Annotated in this window: 14 protein-coding genes, 1 pseudogene and 1 other annotated feature; of the genes and pseudogenes, 14 read left to right on the top strand and 1 reads right to left on the bottom strand. The window is 34.6% G+C overall.

The genetic code is table 11. From position 1 onward, the window contains the following. Window positions 1–77: 77 nt before the first annotated feature. Window positions 78–557, bottom strand: coding sequence for a YozF family protein (locus AC1Q8L_RS01770; RefSeq protein ID WP_098311661.1), 480 nt, complete (start codon window positions 555–557; stop codon window positions 78–80). Window positions 558–639: 82 nt separating this feature from the next. Between AC1Q8L_RS01770 and AC1Q8L_RS01765 the strand changes: the two genes are divergently transcribed. The 14 genes and pseudogenes from AC1Q8L_RS01765 to AC1Q8L_RS01700 all read left to right on the top strand — a co-directional run bounded on the left by AC1Q8L_RS01765 (window position 640) and on the right by AC1Q8L_RS01700 (window position 20,541). Then, window positions 640–2,004: a UDP-N-acetylmuramoyl-tripeptide--D-alanyl-D-alanine ligase gene (locus AC1Q8L_RS01765; protein WP_016512884.1), complete on the top strand. Its 1,365-nt coding sequence runs from the start codon at window positions 640–642 to the stop codon at window positions 2,002–2,004. Window positions 2,005–2,070: 66 nt separating this feature from the next. After that, window positions 2,071–2,284, top strand: a binding site (T-box leader). A gap of 105 nt (window positions 2,285–2,389) precedes the next feature. Then, window positions 2,390–3,688, top strand: a complete 1,299-nt coding sequence (gene aspS, locus AC1Q8L_RS01760; RefSeq protein WP_000377338.1) for an aspartate--tRNA(Asn) ligase — start codon at window positions 2,390–2,392, stop codon at window positions 3,686–3,688. 202 nt (window positions 3,689–3,890) lie between these two features. After that, a complete protein-coding gene (locus AC1Q8L_RS01755) occupies window positions 3,891–4,655 on the top strand; it encodes a vWA domain-containing protein (RefSeq protein WP_000966848.1) in 765 nt (254 codons plus the stop codon). Between the two features lie 11 nt (window positions 4,656–4,666). Then, the gene (locus tag AC1Q8L_RS01750) at window positions 4,667–5,434 is read left to right on the top strand and encodes a hypothetical protein (RefSeq protein WP_025118303.1); all 768 of its coding nucleotides are present in this window, start codon (window positions 4,667–4,669) and stop codon (window positions 5,432–5,434) included. 25 nt (window positions 5,435–5,459) lie between these two features. After that, window positions 5,460–5,822, top strand: a complete 363-nt coding sequence (locus AC1Q8L_RS01745) for a ubiquitin family protein (RefSeq protein WP_000391135.1) — start codon at window positions 5,460–5,462, stop codon at window positions 5,820–5,822. Between the two features lie 30 nt (window positions 5,823–5,852). Beyond that, entirely contained in the window at window positions 5,853–9,863 is a 4,011-nt protein-coding gene (gene essC / locus AC1Q8L_RS01740) for a type VII secretion protein EssC (RefSeq protein WP_001172753.1), read from the top strand. Between the two features lie 119 nt (window positions 9,864–9,982). Then, window positions 9,983–10,255 carry a WXG100 family type VII secretion target gene (locus tag AC1Q8L_RS01735; protein WP_000807833.1) on the top strand — a complete coding sequence of 91 codons (273 nt, stop codon included), beginning with the start codon at window positions 9,983–9,985 and terminating at the stop codon, window positions 10,253–10,255. Window positions 10,256–10,337: 82 nt separating this feature from the next. Then, window positions 10,338–13,010: a tetratricopeptide repeat protein gene (locus AC1Q8L_RS01730; RefSeq protein WP_000506911.1), complete on the top strand. Its 2,673-nt coding sequence runs from the start codon at window positions 10,338–10,340 to the stop codon at window positions 13,008–13,010. A 22-nt stretch (window positions 13,011–13,032) separates the two neighbouring features. Continuing rightward, window positions 13,033–15,843, top strand: a complete 2,811-nt coding sequence (locus AC1Q8L_RS01725; RefSeq protein ID WP_492339394.1) for a hypothetical protein — start codon at window positions 13,033–13,035, stop codon at window positions 15,841–15,843. A 68-nt stretch (window positions 15,844–15,911) separates the two neighbouring features. Then, window positions 15,912–16,349, top strand: coding sequence for an SseB family protein (locus AC1Q8L_RS01720; RefSeq protein ID WP_000054421.1), 438 nt, complete (start codon window positions 15,912–15,914; stop codon window positions 16,347–16,349). A gap of 56 nt (window positions 16,350–16,405) precedes the next feature. Beyond that, window positions 16,406–17,857: a WXG100 family type VII secretion target gene (locus AC1Q8L_RS01715; RefSeq protein ID WP_025118713.1), complete on the top strand. Its 1,452-nt coding sequence runs from the start codon at window positions 16,406–16,408 to the stop codon at window positions 17,855–17,857. A gap of 31 nt (window positions 17,858–17,888) precedes the next feature. Beyond that, the gene (locus tag AC1Q8L_RS01710) at window positions 17,889–18,431 is read left to right on the top strand and encodes a T6SS immunity protein Tdi1 domain-containing protein (RefSeq protein ID WP_029948785.1); all 543 of its coding nucleotides are present in this window, start codon (window positions 17,889–17,891) and stop codon (window positions 18,429–18,431) included. 671 nt (window positions 18,432–19,102) lie between these two features. Beyond that, window positions 19,103–20,154: pseudogene (locus AC1Q8L_RS01705) on the top strand (pre-toxin TG domain-containing protein); the annotation flags it as partial. Window positions 20,155–20,157: 3 nt separating this feature from the next. Beyond that, window positions 20,158–20,541 (top strand): immunity 22 family protein, encoded by a 384-nt coding sequence (locus AC1Q8L_RS01700; RefSeq protein ID WP_025118714.1) that lies wholly within the window; start codon window positions 20,158–20,160, stop codon window positions 20,539–20,541. Window positions 20,542–20,544 lie beyond the last annotated feature (3 nt).

The following is a 20,544-nucleotide window of genomic DNA, read 5'->3' as shown; positions in this document are numbered from 1 at the left end:
ACTTTTTAATTTGCTTACGAACTGGTACTAGTAAATAAAGCTATATCAATGTTAGTGTGAATATATCCGGATCCCATTTACTTTTTAGCTTCTTTCAAAACAAAATGCTCTTTAAATTTTCTAGATTCAACTTTTTGACCATTTCGCATCGATCGGAATGGGTGTTCTTGCCATGTAATAATAACATCAACCTCATCCGCTTTTGTAGCAACAGGTAAATTAGCGTGTTCAAATCCAGTTTTTCCACTTGCTAAACGACTTTCCTTTAGGGAAAAGAGTTCATATTTCGTTTTCTTATTTGGTTCGTTGCGGAATACTTCGACGTTTACGTTATATACCTCACTATTCCCAACATTCTTTACTGAAAAATGATATGTTTGAAATTCATCTTTTTTAGCTTGAAGCATATTCTTGTTTGTTTTTTTCGGTTTATCAATATTCACTTGCCATTGATCAGAGTTTTGAGAGATTGGTAAAGATTTTGGTGAATAGGCGTATGTTTCGTTTACTACAATTAGGCAAAACAATAGGAGAAAGAAACTAATTGCTTTTTGCATATACACACCTCGCTATAAAATTTTTTATTAATATGCGTAAATGAATTGGTTTTTATGTAAAAATTGGAAAAAAGGTGACGATTTGATTCAATTACAATTAAATAAATTGGAAGAGATAGTAAATGGTGAAGGACTACAAGAATCATTTCATTATATAGAGATGCAAGGCGTCTGTATTGACTCTAAAAAAATTACGAAAGGGAATTTGTTTGTTCCGATTATTAGGGTGAAAGATGGACACGATTATGTAAAAGAAGCGATGGAAAAAGGTGCGGCTGCTTCTTTATGGAAAAAGTCTTACGGTGATCCTCCAAAAGGAATACCGATTATTTTTGTAGATGACACATTACTTGCACTGCAAAAAATAGCGCGATATTACCGAAAGACAAGTAATGTGAAAGTTATCGGAATTACTGGTAGTAATGGAAAGACAATGGTAAAAGATATAATAAGCACGATATTAAGTACAACTTATCGTGTGCATAAAACGAAGGGAAATTTAAATAGTCAAATTGGTTTACCACTAACGATTTTAGAAATGAAACAGGATACAGAGTTTTTAATACTTGAAATGGGAATGAGCGAAACGGGACAAATTCGAAACTTAGCACAAATAGCACAGCCAGATGTAGCGATCATTACAATGATTGGACAGTCACACTTAGAAACGCTTGGATCAAGAGAAGAGATTGCGAAGGCTAAATTTGAAATTGTAGACGGATTAAATGACGGTGGACTGTTCTTATATAATGGTGATGAGCCATTACTTTCTCAAAATATTAATATGCTAGGTATAGAAAGTAAGTCGTTTGGTGGAAAGTATACAAATGATTTGTTTCCAACGAACGTACAATTAGATGAATATGGTGTTCATTTTAAATTAAAACATTCAAAAATACAGTACGATGTTCCCTTACATGGAAAACATAATATTTTTAATACGATTGTCGGAATCGCTGTAGGTCAATTTTACAAAGTCCCTATAGAAAAAATACAAGAAGCATTGCAGCAAATAAACATTACACAAATGCGCTTTCAGTTTTTAACCGCTAAAACAGGTTTTACAATTATTAACGATGCATGGAATGCCAGTCCTTCCTCCATGAAGGTTGCAATTGAAACGTTGCAGAAATTAAATGCCTATAAGAAAAAAATTATAGTGATTGGGGATATGTTGGAGTTAGGCAAGAAAGCTGAAACATATCATAGAGAAATTGGTAAAATGTTAAATGAGGAGAGCATTCAATATGTATTTACGTATGGAGAGTTAGCCAAAATTGTAGCGGAAGAAGCAAGAAAGAACTATCATACAGGAAAAATAAAGTCATTTGATAATAAAGCCAAAATAGCAGAGGAAGTATTGAAAGTTATAACGAAAAAAGATGTTGTTTTACTGAAAGGTTCACGTGGAATGGCTTTAGAGGAGATTGTACAAAACTGGATGTGAAAAATCAAAATATATTTAAAAGTGCTTGCATTTTATAGGGTGAAGAGTTAGAATACTCTGTAAATATAAAAAGTGATGATCAGGAAAAGTACATGGTGCAAAGGTCTACAGAGAGCAGCCGGTTGCTGGGAAGGTTGCGATACCGCATGATGGAAAGACACCTGTGAGTGTTGCTTTGAACGTGATTATTAGTAAAAGCAAACGGTACCTACCGTTATCAGGGCTAAGATGGTCAGTATGACAATTTGGGTGGTACCGCGGAAAAAAATCCGTCCCTATTTATAGGGGCGGATTTTTGTATTCTTTGAAAGGGGGTGAGTGACCGTGGATGATGACGATGACAACAATAACGTAAATAAATATAAAATTACTGGAGGGAAAAATAATGGATTCAATAATGAAGCGTTCACTCACAAAAGAATGTACAAAGCAAAGTGGAAAGGTTGTATTACTTCAAGGATGGGTAAAAAAAATTCGGCACCTTGGAAATGTTAGTTTTTTATTATTACGGGACAGAACAGGAGTAATTCAATGTGTATTAGAAAATGAATTGGCCGGATATAAAGTTGATGTAGAAAGTGTTGTCCATGTAATCGGTGAGATAGTCGAGACGTCGAAAACGGAATTGGGTATTGAAGTACTTGCTCATGAAGTGAAAGTAATAAACGGTGCAGAGCCACTTCCATTTGAAATAAATAAAAAGAAGTTACAAGTTGGTTTAGATCAACTACTTAATGAGCGGGTAATATCATTAAGGCATGAGCGAACTGCAGCGATTTTTAAAGTGAAATCTACACTCGTTCAGAGCTTTAGTGAATTTCTAATAGAGAACGATTTCGCACGTATATTTACTCCGAAAATTGTTTCACAAGGGGCAGAAGGAGGAGCAAATGTTTTTAAATTTCCATACTTCCAAAAAGAAGCTTATTTAGCACAATCACCACAGTTCTACAAGCAAATGATGGTGGCTGGGGGACTAGAACGTGTTTTTGAAATTGCACCTGTATATAGAGCGGAACATCATAATTCTTCCCGTCATTTGAATGAATATATATCGTTAGACGTAGAGCTTGGTTTTATTCATGATTTTTATGAAGTGATGCAACTAGAAACGGATGTTTTACGATATATGTTTCAACAAGTAGCGAAAAAATGTGAAATAGAACTACAACTATTACAAATAGAAGTACCTGTTATTACTGAAATACCTAAAATTACATTGTTAGAAGCACAAGAAATTTTGAAAAGTAAGTATCGTAAAGAATCTCCTGTAGGGGATTTAGATACAGAAGGTGAAAAGTTACTAGGGAAATATGTAAAGGAAACATATAATAGTGAATTTGTTTTCATTACACATTATCCGAAAGAAGCGAGACCGATGTATACGATGCAAAATAAAGAGAATCCAGCTATTACTGATTCATTCGACTTATTATATAAAGGGCTAGAAATAACGTCAGGGGCACAGCGAATTCATAATTATGAAATGTTACTCGCTTCGTTTAAAGAAAAAGGATTACACCCAGAGAAATTTCAATCTTATTTAAATACATTCCGATACGGTTGTCCCCCGCATGGAGGTTTCGGAATTGGGTTAGAAAGGATTGTATATAAAATATTAGAATTAACAAATGTACGAGAGGCTAGTGCTTTTCCGAGAGATTGTACTCGTCTTATACCATAATATTAAAACCCTTCTATGAATATAGAAGGGTTTTGTATATTTAAACATAAGTTAAAGAGAAGAAAAATATCTTTTTGTGTGAAAATATGTAAATTATATCGAGAACATTTTATAATAAATTGAGAAAAAGAAAATTCATAAGTTATAATGAAATGTGAATATAAAAAAAGTTCATATAATAATGTATGGAAGGGTATGAAACATGTTATATCAAACTCAAGCAACACAACAAACACCAGCTTATATAATCTATCTTCTTGATGTAAGCGCATCAATGAATCAAATGATGGATGTAGAGGGAGAAGAAAAAAGGAGAATTGACATTGTAACGGATGCTCTTTCTTTAGCGATTCGCCAAATGGTATTTCGTTCGACAAAAGGTAGTCGATTGCTTCCAAGATATAAGTTATCTATTTTAGCTTATAGCGATCAAGTTTTTGATCTTTTGGGTGGGGTGAAAACAATAGATGAAGTAGCAAGACTACGTCCACTAGAAAAAATTCAAACGCATCGCTTAACTGATACAGCAAAGGCTTTCTCTGTAGTGGAGAAGTTATTGCAAAAGGAATTACCGAATTTACAAGATGGGCCAGCTCCTGTTGTTTGTCATATGACAGATGGTGCTTCAACTGGCGAAGATCCAGAATTAATTGTGCGAAGAATTATGAATATGTCTGTACCTGATGGAAATGTACTAATTGAAAATATCTTTATTTCGGATGAAATTATGCAAGAACAAATTACTAGTATAAAGAAGTGGGAAGGGATTATGCCACATACAGAAATTACGGATGAATATGGTGCAAAGTTGCAACGACTTTCCTCTCCTATCCCTCAAAGTTATCGTGAGATGATGACTGAGTATGGTTTTCATATTGGGGATGGTGCAGTGATGATGTTTCCAGGTACAAATGCAGATTTAGTATCACTTGGATTTCAAATGTCTGCTGCAACGCCGGTTCGATAGGAGGGAGAAAAATAGTGAAGTATATCCTGTCGCAAGAAAAAGAAACTGTATTACAAGAGAAGAAAGGTGAACATTTTACATATCGATATAGTTACGTAAGAGCTAAAGAAACGCAAGACTTAAATGAGAGTGGACAAGATTTTCTTATATTTCAAGATAATGGGACTAGTGTTACCTTTGCATTATGTGATGGTGTAGGAATGTCTTTTCATGGTGAAATCGCTGCGAAATTTCTTGGTATGAAATTATTAAATTTATTTGAAACATTGCAGGAAAAGAATATTTCTATTCTATTAAATGAAGAGTTGGAAAAGTGGAAAGAAGAAGCAGCAGAGGAAGTGAGGGTATTTCAATTGCCAGAAGAAACACCATGGTTACTTCTCGATGTATTGGAAGAAAAGAGGAGAAAAGGTAGTGAAGCTATGTTCATTGCTGGGAAAATAGAGCTCATTCCAAATCAAGACGAAGTAGATGTAACAATAGTTACACATGGCGATTCTTTTGTACAATTGTTCCAAAATCAGAAAAAGTGCTTAAATGAATTGAATTTTGAGAGAAGTGTAGGGAAAAGATGGTCTACACATCATGGTATTATTGGTGGTGAATTGGATATTTTTTCAAAGAAGTTATCTAGAGAAGAAGTAACTAGAATTGTAATTCATTCAGATGGACTTATGTCGCTTATGCAGTATAACTTTGAGGAAGTCTTACAAAAAATCGAGAGGGCACAGTGCTCACCGACGAGCGATGATATTTCGTTTTTAGATATTTCTTGGTAAGAATACAACGGAAAGGTGAATATACGTGGAAGAGATTATTGTGACGTACATAAAACAATCAAATGAAGAAATAGATATTGCGATCCCAAATGATGTGAAAGTAATACAAATTATTGAAGCAATTTTACATCACGAAAAAATAGATGAAACATTAAGTGAAATTTACGAAATTAGAGTGACAAAGGATAAAGAAGAGTGGCATTCTATTCGAAATGACGAGACTTTGAGAGATAATGATGTTTGGGATGGACAATATGTAATGCTAAATAAAAAAGGGGCGATTATCCCTTCTTTTGAAATGTTACCGGCAGAAGAAGTTAATAATGAACCTGTTAAACAAGGTATATCTTCTAGTGAAGAAGATTATGTATGGAAAATCATTGAGTAATAGTTTTGAATGGGGAAGGAGAAATGCTTTGTGCAAAAATCACCATATTTTCAGCGCTCTCCGCGTGTGAAAGTAGATATACCAACAGGGGATGTTATTATTCATGATCCGCCGAATATACCGGAGGAGCCGAAATTTTCAATTGAAACGATGATATTGCCAGCGGCGATGACAATTTTGACGCTAGTATTATACTTTGTGATGATGAAGGTTATGAAAATGAATTCAAGCTATATGCCTCTTATGATGGTTTCTAGTATTCCTATGTTAGGGTCATATATATTTACATCGATGGGGCATTTACGTAGAAAGAAAGAACATCGTCAAATGGTTGAACAATTACAAACAAGATACTTAGAGCAAATTCAAAAGCGTCGAGTGGAATTAGATACGTTAAAGGTTGAACAAGCAAAGTATTTAATTACACAAAATCCAAGTCCATTAAAAAGTGTGCAAAGAATTGAAAATCAAGAAAGTAACTTATGGGAGCGAACACCCGAAAGCCCAGATTTTTTAGATATTCGTATTGGAACGGGGGAAAGGCCATTCCTTGTAGAGTTGAAAGTGCCTGAGCAGAAAGGCTACGAAGAAAATCCATTAGTTACAGAAGCACAAAATGTCAAAAGGGATTTTACTACAATTCCTAATGGACATATTTCAATATCTTTGAAAAAAAATGATGTAATTGGTGTAGTTGGAAATAAAGAGGATAGGTTGAACTTTATTCGAATTGTAACGACGCAAATTATGACACATCATGCGCCAAATGAAGTGAAAATAGCAGCCTTTTATCATGAGAAGGAGAAAAAACAATGGGATTGGATGAGATGGCTTCCTCATGTATGGGATGAGCAGAGAAGTATGCGTTTTCTATCTGAAAATCAACAAGACGCTCAGAAATTAGCTGAAGCGTTGTTCACACCACTTAATATGCGTAGAATTTATAATTCCTCTGCACAGGCGGATGCGAAAATACCTTTAATCCCAATTTATGTCTTTTTCTTATCTGCGAGAGAGTTTTTAGAGGATGATCCTCTAATTCCAATTTTACTTAGAGAAGGGGAAAGTGTCGGAGCATCTACGTTTATATTTGCAGAACAGAGAGAACGATTGCCGATGGAATGTGATCTTGTTATTAGCTTAAATGGAGAAAATGGTGAGTTAGTAGAAACATTTTCAAGCTCAGCTGAAAATAGCGGGACAACGCGTGCTAGTTTTAAAGTAGACCGACTTTCATTTGAACGATGCGAATCAGGTGCGAGAAGTATTGCTCCTATTCGAATGAAAAGTTCTACAGCGGCTAACATACCGAAAGTATTAACTTTTTTAGATTTGTTCCAAGTGAAAAAAATGGAAGAGTTACAGGTGCTAGAGAGATGGAATAAAAATCGATATCCGACTTCATTGCCGGTTCCAATAGGTGTAAGAGAAGGAAGTAAACCTGTGTTTCTAAATATTCACGATAAAATTGAGAAGAAAGGACATGGTCCGCATGGTTTAATGGCTGGTACAACAGGTTCAGGGAAAAGTGAAGTGATCCAGTCTATTATAGCAGCGTTAGCGGCTACCTATCATCCTCATGAGATGGCATTTATGCTTATCGATTATAAGGGTGGCGGAATGTCAAACACGTTTGCAGGATTACCACATATTATCGCATCTATTACAAACTTAGAAGATCCGAACTTAATTGAGCGTGCAAGAATATCATTAAAGGCGGAATTAGAGAGAAGACAAAAATTGTTTATTCAGGCTGGAAATGTTCAACATTTAGATGAATATTATGAAACAAGCTGGCGTGAAAAAGAACCTTTGCCACATTTATTTATTGTCATTGATGAGTTTGCTCAAATGAAAAAGGAACAACCAGAATTTATGGACGAACTAATTAGTGTTGCTGCAATAGGAAGGACATTAGGAGTTCACTTATTATTAGCTACACAAAAACCTTCAGGGGTTGTAAATGATAAGATTTGGAGTAACTCACGTTTTCGAATTTGTTTACGTGTACAAGATGACGCCGATAGTCGTGAAATGTTAAAAATTCCAGATGCCTCTAAAATTAATGTACCGGGAAGAGGTTATTTACAGGTTGGAAGTAATGAAATATTGGAATTGTTCCAATCTGCATGGAGTGGAGCACCTTATAATCCAGATGAAGAGAAAGTTCTTGATATTGTTGATTTTACAGAAGTTAAGCTCTCGGGTGAAAGAATAAAAGTGAAAAAGCGTCCAAAACCAATGACAAATAGTCCAAAGCAATTACAAGCTTTTATTCAATATGTACAGAACGTATCCGAAAAAGAAAATATTACAGCGTTGCCAGGACCTTGGTTAGCACCTTTACCAGAGAAACTATTATTAAATCAATTCTATGAAATAGAGAATTGGAATGCGGATGTATGGAAGCAAAGAGAAGATAAATTGCAGTTAACGGTAGGACTAATCGACGATGTGGCAAATCAAGCGCAGTATCCTTTGAAATTAGATGTTCAAGAGGGGCATTTAAATATTTACGGTATGCCAGGTACAGGAAAAACGACTCTATTACAAACAATTATTATGTCTCTGGCATTGTCTCATACACCAGAGGAAGTAAACTTTTATGTAGTTGATTTTGGTCGCATGTTTTTAGACTTTAGAGATTTACCACATGTGGGTGGAATTGTACAAGAAGACGAAGTTGAAAAAATGAAACGGTTGTTTAGCTTTTTGAAGAAGGAAGTCACATATCGAAAAGAATGTTTTTCTGATAGGGGAGCAAAATCTTTCGCGATGTATAACCGAATGGTAGAAACAAAGATTCCAGCTATTGTCGTAATGATAGATGGTTATATTAGGTTCCGTAGTGAGTATGAGAAGGAAAATGAAATTTTAGAGCAATTATTACGTGAATCAAGTACGTACGGTATTTCTTTTCATTTATCACTCAACCAAACAACTGATATGTTTGACCGTGTTCGTAACAATATTCCGATGGCAATTTCGTTTGAATTACAAGATAGAACAGAATATTATAGTTTAGTTGGAAGACCAAACTTCCCATTAATTGATGTACCATCTGGACGTGGTTTAGCGAAAGGGCAGCCCCCAGAACTATTCCAAGCAGCATTGCCTTTCATTGGAGAAAATGAATTGGAATATTCTAAGCAATTAAAAACAATTATTCAAAAAATGAATGGAGCATGGACTGGAGAGAAAGCAAAATCAATTCCAATGGTTCCGAAACAGTTGTTTATTGAAGACATGCTAGAGCAATCAGAATCGTCACAAATTTGTGTAGGTATCGAAACAGAAGATATTCGCTTGCAAAACTTTTCATTGGAGGAAATGACAAATATTTTCATTGGAGGAAGAATTGAAGGTGGTAAGACATCTTTATTACAAACACTAATTTTTTCTCTTACCTATCAACATGCACCTGAAGAAATTGAATTATTCATGATTGATTTAAGTGAAAAAACAACGGGTATTTTGGCTCTTGGAGAATTACCACATGTTAAAAAGCGAATTACAGACGGAATGCAATTAAAAAAAATGTTAGATGAGCTGCTAGAAGTAATAAATAACAGAGAAGTGGTCATGCCGTCTTTAAATCCAAATGAAAAAATGAAATTTCCATATTCAAGGATTATTATTGTTATTGATGATATTGATCAAATGCTGGCGTTATTATCTACTGATTTTGATGCGAAAAATAAAATAGAGCAAATTGTTCAAAATGGAAGAAATAAAGGGATCCATTTTGTTGCAGCTGCTACAACTTCAAGTGTAACTAATTATTCACATGAAAAATGGTTTGCGGAAATCAGAAAACGAAGCTGTAGTTATTTATTAGGCACTACGCAAAATAATGATGTGTATTTCTTTAATATAAAGCTCAAGCATACGGAAATGGATCAAGAATTCCAGAGTGGGGAAGGATATTTTGTACGCAGGAAACCTATGAAAGTAAAATGTGCTTTTACACCACTACATTTACTACATGATTTAACAAAAAAGATTGCTAGAAAATGGTTAGAATCGACAGAAAAAATATAAAACTGGGGTAATTTGCAAAAAAATACTATTTTTTTGTAAACTAAACCTTTAAAAATAGTGTGAATATAGTTTATAATCTAATTGTTATGATATTAATAGATTGAAAGGGGAAAAGCAGAATGGCAGAAATTAAAATTACACCTGAACAACTTGATCAAATCGCTGGACGCTTTACAAACGCAGCAGCTGAAGCTCAACAACAAATCAATAACCTTGGAAATGAAATTCAGAGTTTAGAGGGACAATGGTCTGGGGCAACACAAGATAAGTTCAGAGCGAACTTTGAAAGTGCTAGACAAGAAATGCAAAAATACATTCCGATTCTAGAACATATTTCTACTGATTTGAAAAACATTGCTACTAACTTCCGTAACGCGGATAGCTCATATTAATAGCAGAACAATTGCAAAAGACCAGGAGCTATTGTTCCTGGTCTTTTCTTTAAAAATCGTCATATGAGAGCAAGGGGATAAAATGGGATTCAGGCCAGAAGTAGGAGAAAAAATTATTTTAAATAAAGATGCGTATCATTTTTCAAAGCATCCAGCAGTTATGGGAATTGATATGCCATATGGGCAAGAAGGTAGACAAGGAACGGTATATCAGCTACAACATGAAAATAGTGTAGAACGAATAGCATTAAAAGTTTTTAAGGAACGCTATCGTGATGAAAAACATCAATTAGTATTTTTGAAACCACTTTCTTCCTTAGCGGGTCTTAAAGTATGTTCACGCTACATTGTTACAAAAGAAGAACATACATCTGTAATTGAAAAGTCAGAAGATCTTGCGAATAGTATTGTGATGCCTTGGATTGAAGGGCCAACTTGGGCTGATATTTTACAAGAGCAACGAATGCTATCAAAGCAACAATGTTTTTTTATTGCAGAGGCATTTCTAACAACACTTAAGATAATGGAAGAAAATGAGATTGCTCATAATGACTTGTCATCTAGTAACGTACTAATACCTTTTCTAAGTGAAAATCCTATTGAAGGTCAACACCGTATTGAGCTTGTTGATGTTGAGCAAATGTATGGCCCAAAAACGAAAAGACCTTCATTATTGCCAGCAGGTTCAGCGGGTTACGCACCAAAGTATTTGACAAGTGGAGTATGGCAAAAAGAAGCCGATCGATTTGCTGGTGCTATATTATTAGGAGAAATATTAAGTTGGTGTAGTGAAGAAGTTCGAAATAAAAAATGGACTGATGCAAGTTACTTTAAAACGGAAGAAATGCAGACAGAATGTGAAAGATATGCATTACTTCAGCAAGTATTACATAATCAATGGAATGGGGAAATTGCACAGTTATTTAAGCAGGCATGGAATAGTAAAACTTTTGCAGAATGTCCAAGCTTTGCACAATGGCACGATGCATTTAATAGTGCAAGAGAGATAATAAAAATTGATACAGAAAAGCAGTCAGAACAAGAACAGTCTCTTTTTGTATCGAAATGTTTGGAAATTGCAAGATTATTAGAAGAGAGAGGATTTAAGCAAGCGGCATTATATGAATATAAAACAATTTTCAATTCACTTAATCCATCAACTGCTCTAAAACAAGAACTCGCATATATCATTCAAACAATAGAGAGTCAAGAGCCTGGAATAAACTCAAAAAAGGTGCTACAAAGTTATTTGGAACTAGCTACTGAATTGGAGAGAGAAAACAATGCAGAATTTGCTTGTTTCGTCTATTCACGAATCGTACAATTTCCAAACATTGATCATGCGCTAAAAAAGGAAATTGAAAGCATTATTGAGGAGATAAAAGAAGAACAAGAAACATCATTTACAGAAGCAGCAGCTACAATTACAGTTCCAAATAGCATTCTACAGAGCCGAAAACAAACAAAAAAACAAGTTGAATATGATATAGATGATGAAATTTTAAATGCAAAAGCATCGAATCAACCTCTTACATTAACGCATGAACAAAAAGAACCGTCTGCCTTTTCAAAATGGTGGAGCAAAAATAAAAAACGTATTTTGATCATTGGTTCAATTACAATTGTCGTTATAGGTGGTGCTACGGCGTATTACTTCTATACAACGAATGCTAAATATCAACACTTTATGGAACAAGCAAGGCAAGCCTATCATGATAAAAAATATAAACTTGCAGAAGAGGCTGTTGGTCATGCAATTGCAGTGAAAGGAAAAGACGAAGCGCATCTTCAATTAGCAACAATTTACGTTGCTGAAGGAAAGAATAAAATTGCAATCGACTATATTACCAAATTAATAAAGGATAGAGAAATTGATAAAGAAAATAATGAAGCTGCCTATTTATTAGCTTCAGCAAATTTCCGCATTGGAAAATATCAAGAAGCAGTTCCGAATTTCGAACAAGCATTAGCGAATAATGCAAAAGGAATTGAACCGTATAAAAAAGATGCAATGAGAGATTTAGCTGTAAGTCATATGAAGATGAAAGAATTTGAAAAGGCGGAAGACGTTATCGTCAAAATGAGCACGAAAACAAATGAAGATAAGGCGATTGTTTCGTATTTAAAAGGACAACTAGCTACGGCAACTGTGCAGTTAGACAAAGCTGAATCGTTCTTTAAAGAAGCTATTACACAAGATTCAAAGAACGCTATATATACAATTGAACTTTCAAACTTATATGTGCTTTGGAATAAAACAAATTTAATTGATAGTGCGAAAAAAGAGGCGAATTATCAACAAGCATCTCAAGTATTACAAGCTGCAATCCAAAAGGATATGAAAAATATAGAGTTACTAAATCAACTAGGAATTGTATATTATGAAGCTGGTCAATTTTACGAATCGCGAGATGGTGGAAAAAGTAATGCTGCGTATCAACAAGCATTAGAAGCTTATAATCGAGTTGTCAACAGTGGGACCCGAGATACAAATACACTTGTGAATATAGGGATTTTATACGATAAAGTGGGACAAGGAAATGAAGCCGAGAAATTTTTCGCAGAAGCATATTCGCAAAATGATGAAGATCCACATGTGAATTTTGCATTTGGGATGTTCAAAATTAAACAAAAAAAATATGAAGAAGCGAACCGCTTCTTAAGAAAAACAGTACAAGCAAATGAAAATGAAGCTGAAGTAAGAGCAGCACAAGAAAAACTAACAGAAATGAAAACAAACGGCTGGATTCAATAAAGATGGGAAAAGGGGAAAATGCATGGAAGAGAACAATAATAATTTAGGGAAAAAAGTTGCTATATCAGTAATGTCAGCAGCTTTACTTGGAACATCAGGATATCTTGTGTATGACAAAGGATTTAGCACAGCAGGAAGAGAAACCGTAAAACTAGCAAGTAATACAGAAGAGAAAAAAGATGATCGTATTACAGGAAGCAATTTACAATCTATGTTCCCAAATTTAGTTGCTGATCCTGCAAAAAAAGATGACAAACCTGGCGAAAAACCAAACGTTAATTTAGCAGACCTAATCGGAAATAATAAATCACCAATTACACCAGTGACGTATAAGCCAGATGATGTGTCGGTGGAAAAGAAAGATCCACTAATCAAATTATCAGATGCACCAGCGCCACAAAAGCCGGAACTGCCAACTAATATGGGTGGTCCTGTGGTGGAGCCAGTTAAAAATAATGATAATGTTCAATTACCTACACCTACTGTAGAACCACCAAAAACTAATACCGGAACAGGAGGAACTGGAACAGGAGGAACTGGAACAGAAGGAACTGGAACAGGAGGAACTGGAACAGAAGGAACTGGAACAGGAGGAACTGGAACAGGAGGAACTGGAACAGAAGGGACTGGAACAGAAGGGACTGGAACAGGAGGAACTGGAACAGGAGGAACTGGAACAGGAGGAACTGGAACAGAAGGAACTGGAACAGGAGGAACTGGAACAGAAGGAACTGGAACAGAAAAACCAAAACCAGATCCAGAACCAACATACCCCACAATTACAGTATCACCAAAAACGGGTGATATTCTTGTAGAATGGTATACAGCAAATGGGGAGAAATCTAGTGCGGTGTTTTTTGGAGAGTTTTATAAGGCACAAAATCATTTGAAATTAATTGATGGTATGACAAATACAATGGCGGAACGTGATGATTTACAGCTTATTTCTCAGAGCTCCTCGACAGCCAAAGCCAATAAAGCAGCATTATTGTTAGCAGCACAGGATTCTGCTCAATTTGAAAAAGTAGCTAGTTCAAAATATGAGCAACTATTTTATATTCGAAATCAATTAACTTTATATCAAGATCCAGCGTTTAACGACCAAGAATTTGAACGCTTTAAAGAAAATAAGAAATATGTTATAGAAAAGTTGTCTAAAGACATTTTTAATGCGGCGCTTAGAGAAGAAGAACGAGATGTAAATGCAGCTTTAAGTAAATATTATTTATTAACTTCTGTATTACAAGGCGTTGATGAAGACTTACAAAAACAAGCTTACGATCGAGTGCAAGATATTTTTAATCAAATGCTTGAAAAAGAATTGAAACAAATGGTACAAGGGAAAGTTGATGTTCCAACTGTACCAGTTTTAAATCAAGGAAAAGAACAAAAGAAAAATGTAGAAGAAAAAGCAATGACTGAAAAGGAAGTACAACAATCAAAAGGTGAAGAAAAACAAGAGAATAAAGAAAATTCGAAGCCAGAAGAATCGAAAACAAATAAAGAAGATGTAAAACAAGAAGAAGCACAAACGAATAAAGAAAATGCAAAACAAGAAGAAGCACAAAATAATAAAGAAGATAAAAAGAATGAGGAACAAAAAGATAATAAAGATGGTACAAAGCAAGATGAAGTAAAAACACCTGGACAATGGGCGATTGAACAGGTAACAGCGTATATGAACGAAGCGAAGTGGAAAGAAGCAATTGTACTAGCAGATCAATACATTGATCAGACAAAAGGTGAAGAACAAAACACATTGCGGGATCAATTGAAAAATGCAATTGAGAACTTATTAACAAAATCAAAAGCAGAAGAGACATCTGCAGAAGTGGCATTACAAAATTATCACTTTATCTTAAATGTTAAAAATGTAGTTGTTGAGCAGAGAGAAAAGGCAAAATCGTTATCTTTACCTGTAATGTTAGAAGTAAAGGCAGATCAGGCATTAGTAGAGAAAGATTATTATAACGCTGTATTATATATGGCGAATTCTATTCGTAATGGAAATAAACATGCTCGTGCATTTGAAAAATTACAAACAAATACAAACTTCCTTTGGAATCAAACTATGGAGCAATGGAATAATTTAAAGGGGAATTCTGGATGGCAAAGTGAAGTTAAAAAATCTGTTCAACCATCCCTTGAATTAATTGTATATTTAAAAGATATTTCATCAGCTATAGTGGATGATGCAAGATTCAATGAGAAAATAAAGGAAGCAACGAAGAAATTAGAAGGTATTCAATTGTTGAATTTAGCAAATTATGAAAATAGTAAGAGTGATGAAGCTAGTCAATTGAATGCATTATATTATTATGGACAAGCTTATGAACGTGGTATAGCTAATGCAGGAGATATGAGTAACATTTTTAATAAGTTATTAAATAAAGCACGTGGATTTGAAGTATCTGATCCTGCAAGAGCTATGAATTTATACCGATTAATGTATACAACGCCTGGTGCACAAGGACTTGGCTTCCAAGACGTAATTAGAAATTCTATTGATTACCTGAATGATTTCAATGTAGCAAGTCAATCGTTCGCGAAATATGGCAATAGCTCAAATGTGAAAGATATTGCAACTGCATTAGTTTATGCAAATACAGCTATTGAAAATGGATATACAAATGAACAAAGTAAAGCGAAAATAAGACAAATTGCAGAGACGATGGTTATTGTTGGGCAAAATGCATTAAAGGGAAATGATTTAAATACTGCATATCAGTGTTTCGAATTTGTAAGTCGTGCGGATTATAAACATGTTCCGCAGGACGTTCGAAGCCAAGCAAATGATGGGCTACAAGCGATAAAAAATGCTACTAAAAAATAAAGTAATAAAGTTCGCCATCTTACCCTAGGTAAGGTGGCGAACTTATTTCAAATAAGGAGTGAAAATTCATGAGTTTACTAGAAATTTGTCCATTAGATGAGGCGTTAGTGGAGGCTTTACAGAATGAAGAAAAAAGAGTTCGTTTTTATGAGATATTACAGAAATCAAATTTGTACGTTGTTGCTTCGGTAGAGGGCGATACAACTGTAGATGAAGAAGGAAATTTGATTTCAACTGAAAATACACAATTGCAAATTCATTATTTTGAAATGGAAGAAGGATTAATGTTACCACTGTATTCGGATTTAAAGCATCTAGAAATGGTTATTCCAGAAGAATGTCCGTATGTCTCTATGAATGCAGTTGAATTATTAAAAACAATAGATTTAGAGGCAAATGTCATATTGAACCCAGGAACAAAATTTCAAAAATTATTTGTAAAGGAAGAAATTGAAGCGATTTGTGATAACAGTATTTTTGATGTTTTCTCTAAAGAGAATAAGTAAAAATTAATGCAGTTCTATTTCTTTTTGGTATAAAATAGAGGAAGGTGGGAGAAGGTTTGGAGATTAAAGTCAAACCTGAACAACTCGAACAAATTGCCAAAAACATATCAGAGATGCAAACACACAGCCAGACCATACAACAAAATCTCAATCAATCCATGTTTAGTATTCAAATGCAATGGCAAGGAGCAACGAGTCAGCATTTTTATGGGGAATATATGAGATCAATGAGACTCATGGAATCTTACATACGTAACTTACAAGTTACAGAAAAAGAATTACGGCGTATCGCTCAAAAGTTTCGTCAAGCAGATGAAGAATATCAAAAGAAACAAAATGAAAAATTGAAAGAAACCCATAAAACAGAAAAGAAACATGAAAAATCATGGTGGGAAAAGGGAGTAGAAGGAGCAGCTGAATTCATTGGAGTAAATGATGCAATTCGTGCAGTTACCGGTAAAGACCCTATTACAGGGAAAGAATTATCATCAAAAGAAAGACTCATCGCCGCAGGATGGACACTCCTAAACTTTGTTCCTGTTGGAAAAGTGGCAAGTCTTGCTGGAAAAGGAATAAAGTATGTCGCTTCTAGCTTTGGGAAGACGATTGTAAAAGCAGGAAAAAGACTAGGCGAAGGCGTAACAATGGTAGCCGGAAAAGCTGGAAAAGCAGCTGTTGATGGCATAAAAACAGCCAGCCACAAAGTAACAGAAGGTGTAAACTTTGTAGCCTCGACAGCAAAAGGATTTGCCGACAAAATCGGAAGTCTATGGAACAAAGGTGCTACAACTGTAAAAACAACCTTCTTGCAGGGGAATGAAAAGATCCAGCACGCAGTAAAAACATTACTGGAGTACAAATGGATCCCAGGTTTGGGAAAAGCCTATGTCATGCCTGGAGTAGGAATGGTCCGAGAGATGGGACAGCATTCTCTGAAAGATGCTTATCAGTATATGAAAAGTGTTGGAGAGAAGGGTGTTAAGGGTACGGGCGAAGTCAAGCATTTAGATGATATACCTAGGATAAAAGAAATTGAAGTGAAATTTAACTACAAAACAAAATTCGATTCAGAAGAATTTGCAAGACAGTTAAAGGATCAAGAAAAAGGTATGAATGAATTAACCGTACATGAATACCGGGAAAATCGAAATCGATTTATTGATAAAGGTAGGGCAATAGAAGGAAATGCATACCAGCAGGCAGCAAGAGAAAGAGCATTAAGAGATAAAATTGATGAGTTATTTGAACAAGGATTAACACTTAAAGAAGCAAAGACGCAAGCGAATGAATGGATGAAAACTCAAGCAGCACTTCATAATCCAGATCAGGTTGCGGGTGGAAGACCTGAAATAATAGGAGGGATGGGAGATAAGAGGGTTAATTTCTCTATAGGTAGTCAATGGCGGACTAGAATCAAAATTGTTGATAAACAAATCGAGGAAATAGCAAAAAACATGACATCAGAACAACTAAAAAATACTTATTTGAATGTCAAGTTAACACATTAAAGGAGGAAAAAAATTGCATAAATTAAAAATAATGAAGGAATTTAAACTGGAACAAAAAGTCCCTGAAAGTATAATTGAAAAATATTCTAATACACTTCCTGAATCATTAACTGATATTTGGAAAGAGTATGGATTTGGAACGACCTTGAATGGATTTCTTAGGTTAATTAATCCTGAAGATTATTTTGAAATTGTCAAAGAAACATATATTAGACACCAAAATACAATACCATTATTTACAACAAGTATGGGGGATATCCTTTTGCTTGAGAAATATGGTGATAAATCATATATTATTCAATTAAATTATCGTAAGGGGAAATCAAAAGTCATTGCTTCTAAATTTGAGCTATTTTTAAGGTTTCTTGAGGAAGAAGAATATTTAGAAGAAGACATGGAATGGAATCCTTATTCAGTAGCTATCCAAAATTACGGAATACCAACTTATAATGAGTGTTTTGGTTATGTTCCTCTTCTTGGATTAGGAGGGGCAGAAAAAGTAGAGAATCTGCAAAAAGTTAAATTGATTGAGCATATTTATTTAATTACTCAGTTTATGGGACCGATTGAATAAATAGAAAGAATAAATCATTGTAGACCAAGAGATTACTTAAAGGTAGTCTCTTTTATTTTAGATAATACCTATTGTAACACTATGGAGAAGAATTGGCAGAATCTATGATTCTTTTATTAGATTATATGATTTTGAGTACGATGGAGATATAGATGAAGTGAAATTTAATTTTAATTTATAAAGGATCAGTTGTATATGAGGAGTGGGATGAATAGTTTATAATAAATAATTTAAGAGGTTAAGCATATATGTAGATGAGTAAAAAATAAAGTATATTTGCAGTGAAAAGAAAAAGAATAGGCTGTTAGAAAGTACGTACTTCATGATGGTTGTACCATTATGGAGTACTGTGTGCAATGAGAGAATATAAAACGAAGTACGAGCTTAGGTGAGATGACATTTTACTAGGCGATGAATATAAACACATGGATTGTATATGAAACTAATGAACTCGTATAAATTCGTAAGTTTTAAAGTAGTAGTTTTTATGACATACAAAAGGTATCACATTTTTTACTGCAAAACTTACAAATTCATGCTACTTAAAAACATATGAACTTAAAGCACTTGATTGTCTATGAGAGGCAACAAGTGCTTTTTGCATTTTAAGATAGAAGAGAGGATAGTATAATAAATAATAAGTACATATGTTGTTTCAGCAAATAGTATAAGAAAATAGATTAGAAGGAGCAGCTGAATTCATCGGAATTAATGATGCAATTCGAGCGGTTACTGGTAAAGACCCTATCACAGGCGAAGAATTATCAACAAAAGAAAGACTCATCGCCGCAGGGTGGACCCTTTTAAACTTTATTCCCGTCAGGAAAGTTGCGAGCCTTGCTGGAAAAGGAATAAAGTATGTCGCTTCTAGCTTCGGAAAGACAATTGTAAAAACAGGAAAAGGGCTAGGCGAAGGAATATCAATGGTGGCTGGAAAAGCTGGAAAAGCAGCTGTCGATGGTATAAAAACAGCCAGCCACAAAGTAAAAGAAGGCGTAAACTTTGTAGCCTCCACCACAAAAGGACTTGCAAACAAAATCGGAAACCTATGGAACAAAGGTACCACAACCGTAAAAACAACCTTCTTGCAGGGGAATGAAAAAATCCAGCACGCAGTAAAAACATTACTGGAATACAAATGGATCCCAGAAAAGCCTACGTAATCCCTGGAGTAGGAATGGTCCGAGAGATGGGACAGCATTCTCTGAAAGATGCTTATCAGTATATGAAAAGTGTTGGAGAGAAGGGTGTTAAGGGTACGGGTGAAGGTAGTAAGAGTACTAGTGGGAATAGTAAGCATTTAAGTGATGTGAAAATTCCATCAGTAAGAAACAATGAGTTTAATAAATGGTTTGATAATCTATCAGCAAAAGAATTTGAGGAAATGTGGAATAATCCTCAGTTGAGAAGTAAAATAGAAGATAGGATTAGACGCCCAGGAGGATACCATGAGTGGCATCTTGTAGCGAGAACTCCTAAATCTAAGCAGTGGGGAATTAGTATGGATGATATTAAAGAAATGAGGTCTCTGACTAAAGATGTTGAATTTGTAAATCCACCTGGTCGTCATGGAAGAAGAGGCTCGACAAAAGCACATAATGAAATGTTAAAGATTATTGATTCTGCTTCTGACTATGAAAGTTTTGTTAAAGGGCTTAATGAATGGGCTGAAAATAGAATGAAAAATGGCATTATGGATTTACCAGAAGGTTTGAGGAGGTAAAAAATGAAAAACGATGTTTCTTTATGGTTAGGATGCTTTAGTGATTTTGATGAACTCGAAACGTACACTGAAATAGAATATAATGAAGATGGAGATAGTATTCCCTCTATTTTTGAGAAAGATTTTAAATTAGGTTATTATGATAGGGACTTAGTTGAAAAAGATTGGATTCCTGATGCTGAAGATGACATAGAAAAGCTGTTAGTGGATTTTTCATATGATAATCAATTAATACAACAGTACAATAACATTAAGTTAAAGTCTAAATACAATACCATCATTTTAATTTATAATTATGATTATAATAAAGAAGGTAAAATTGTTAACTTCGTAGATAAGACTACCTACAAGTTGGATTTCATTGGTACGGCAGAATATATAGATTAGTGC

The organism is Bacillus sp. GW823-FHT06A11 (assembly GCF_058795355.1).
The sequence above is the reverse complement of the archived record's forward strand: the minus strand, read 5'-3'. Positions and strand labels throughout refer to the sequence as shown.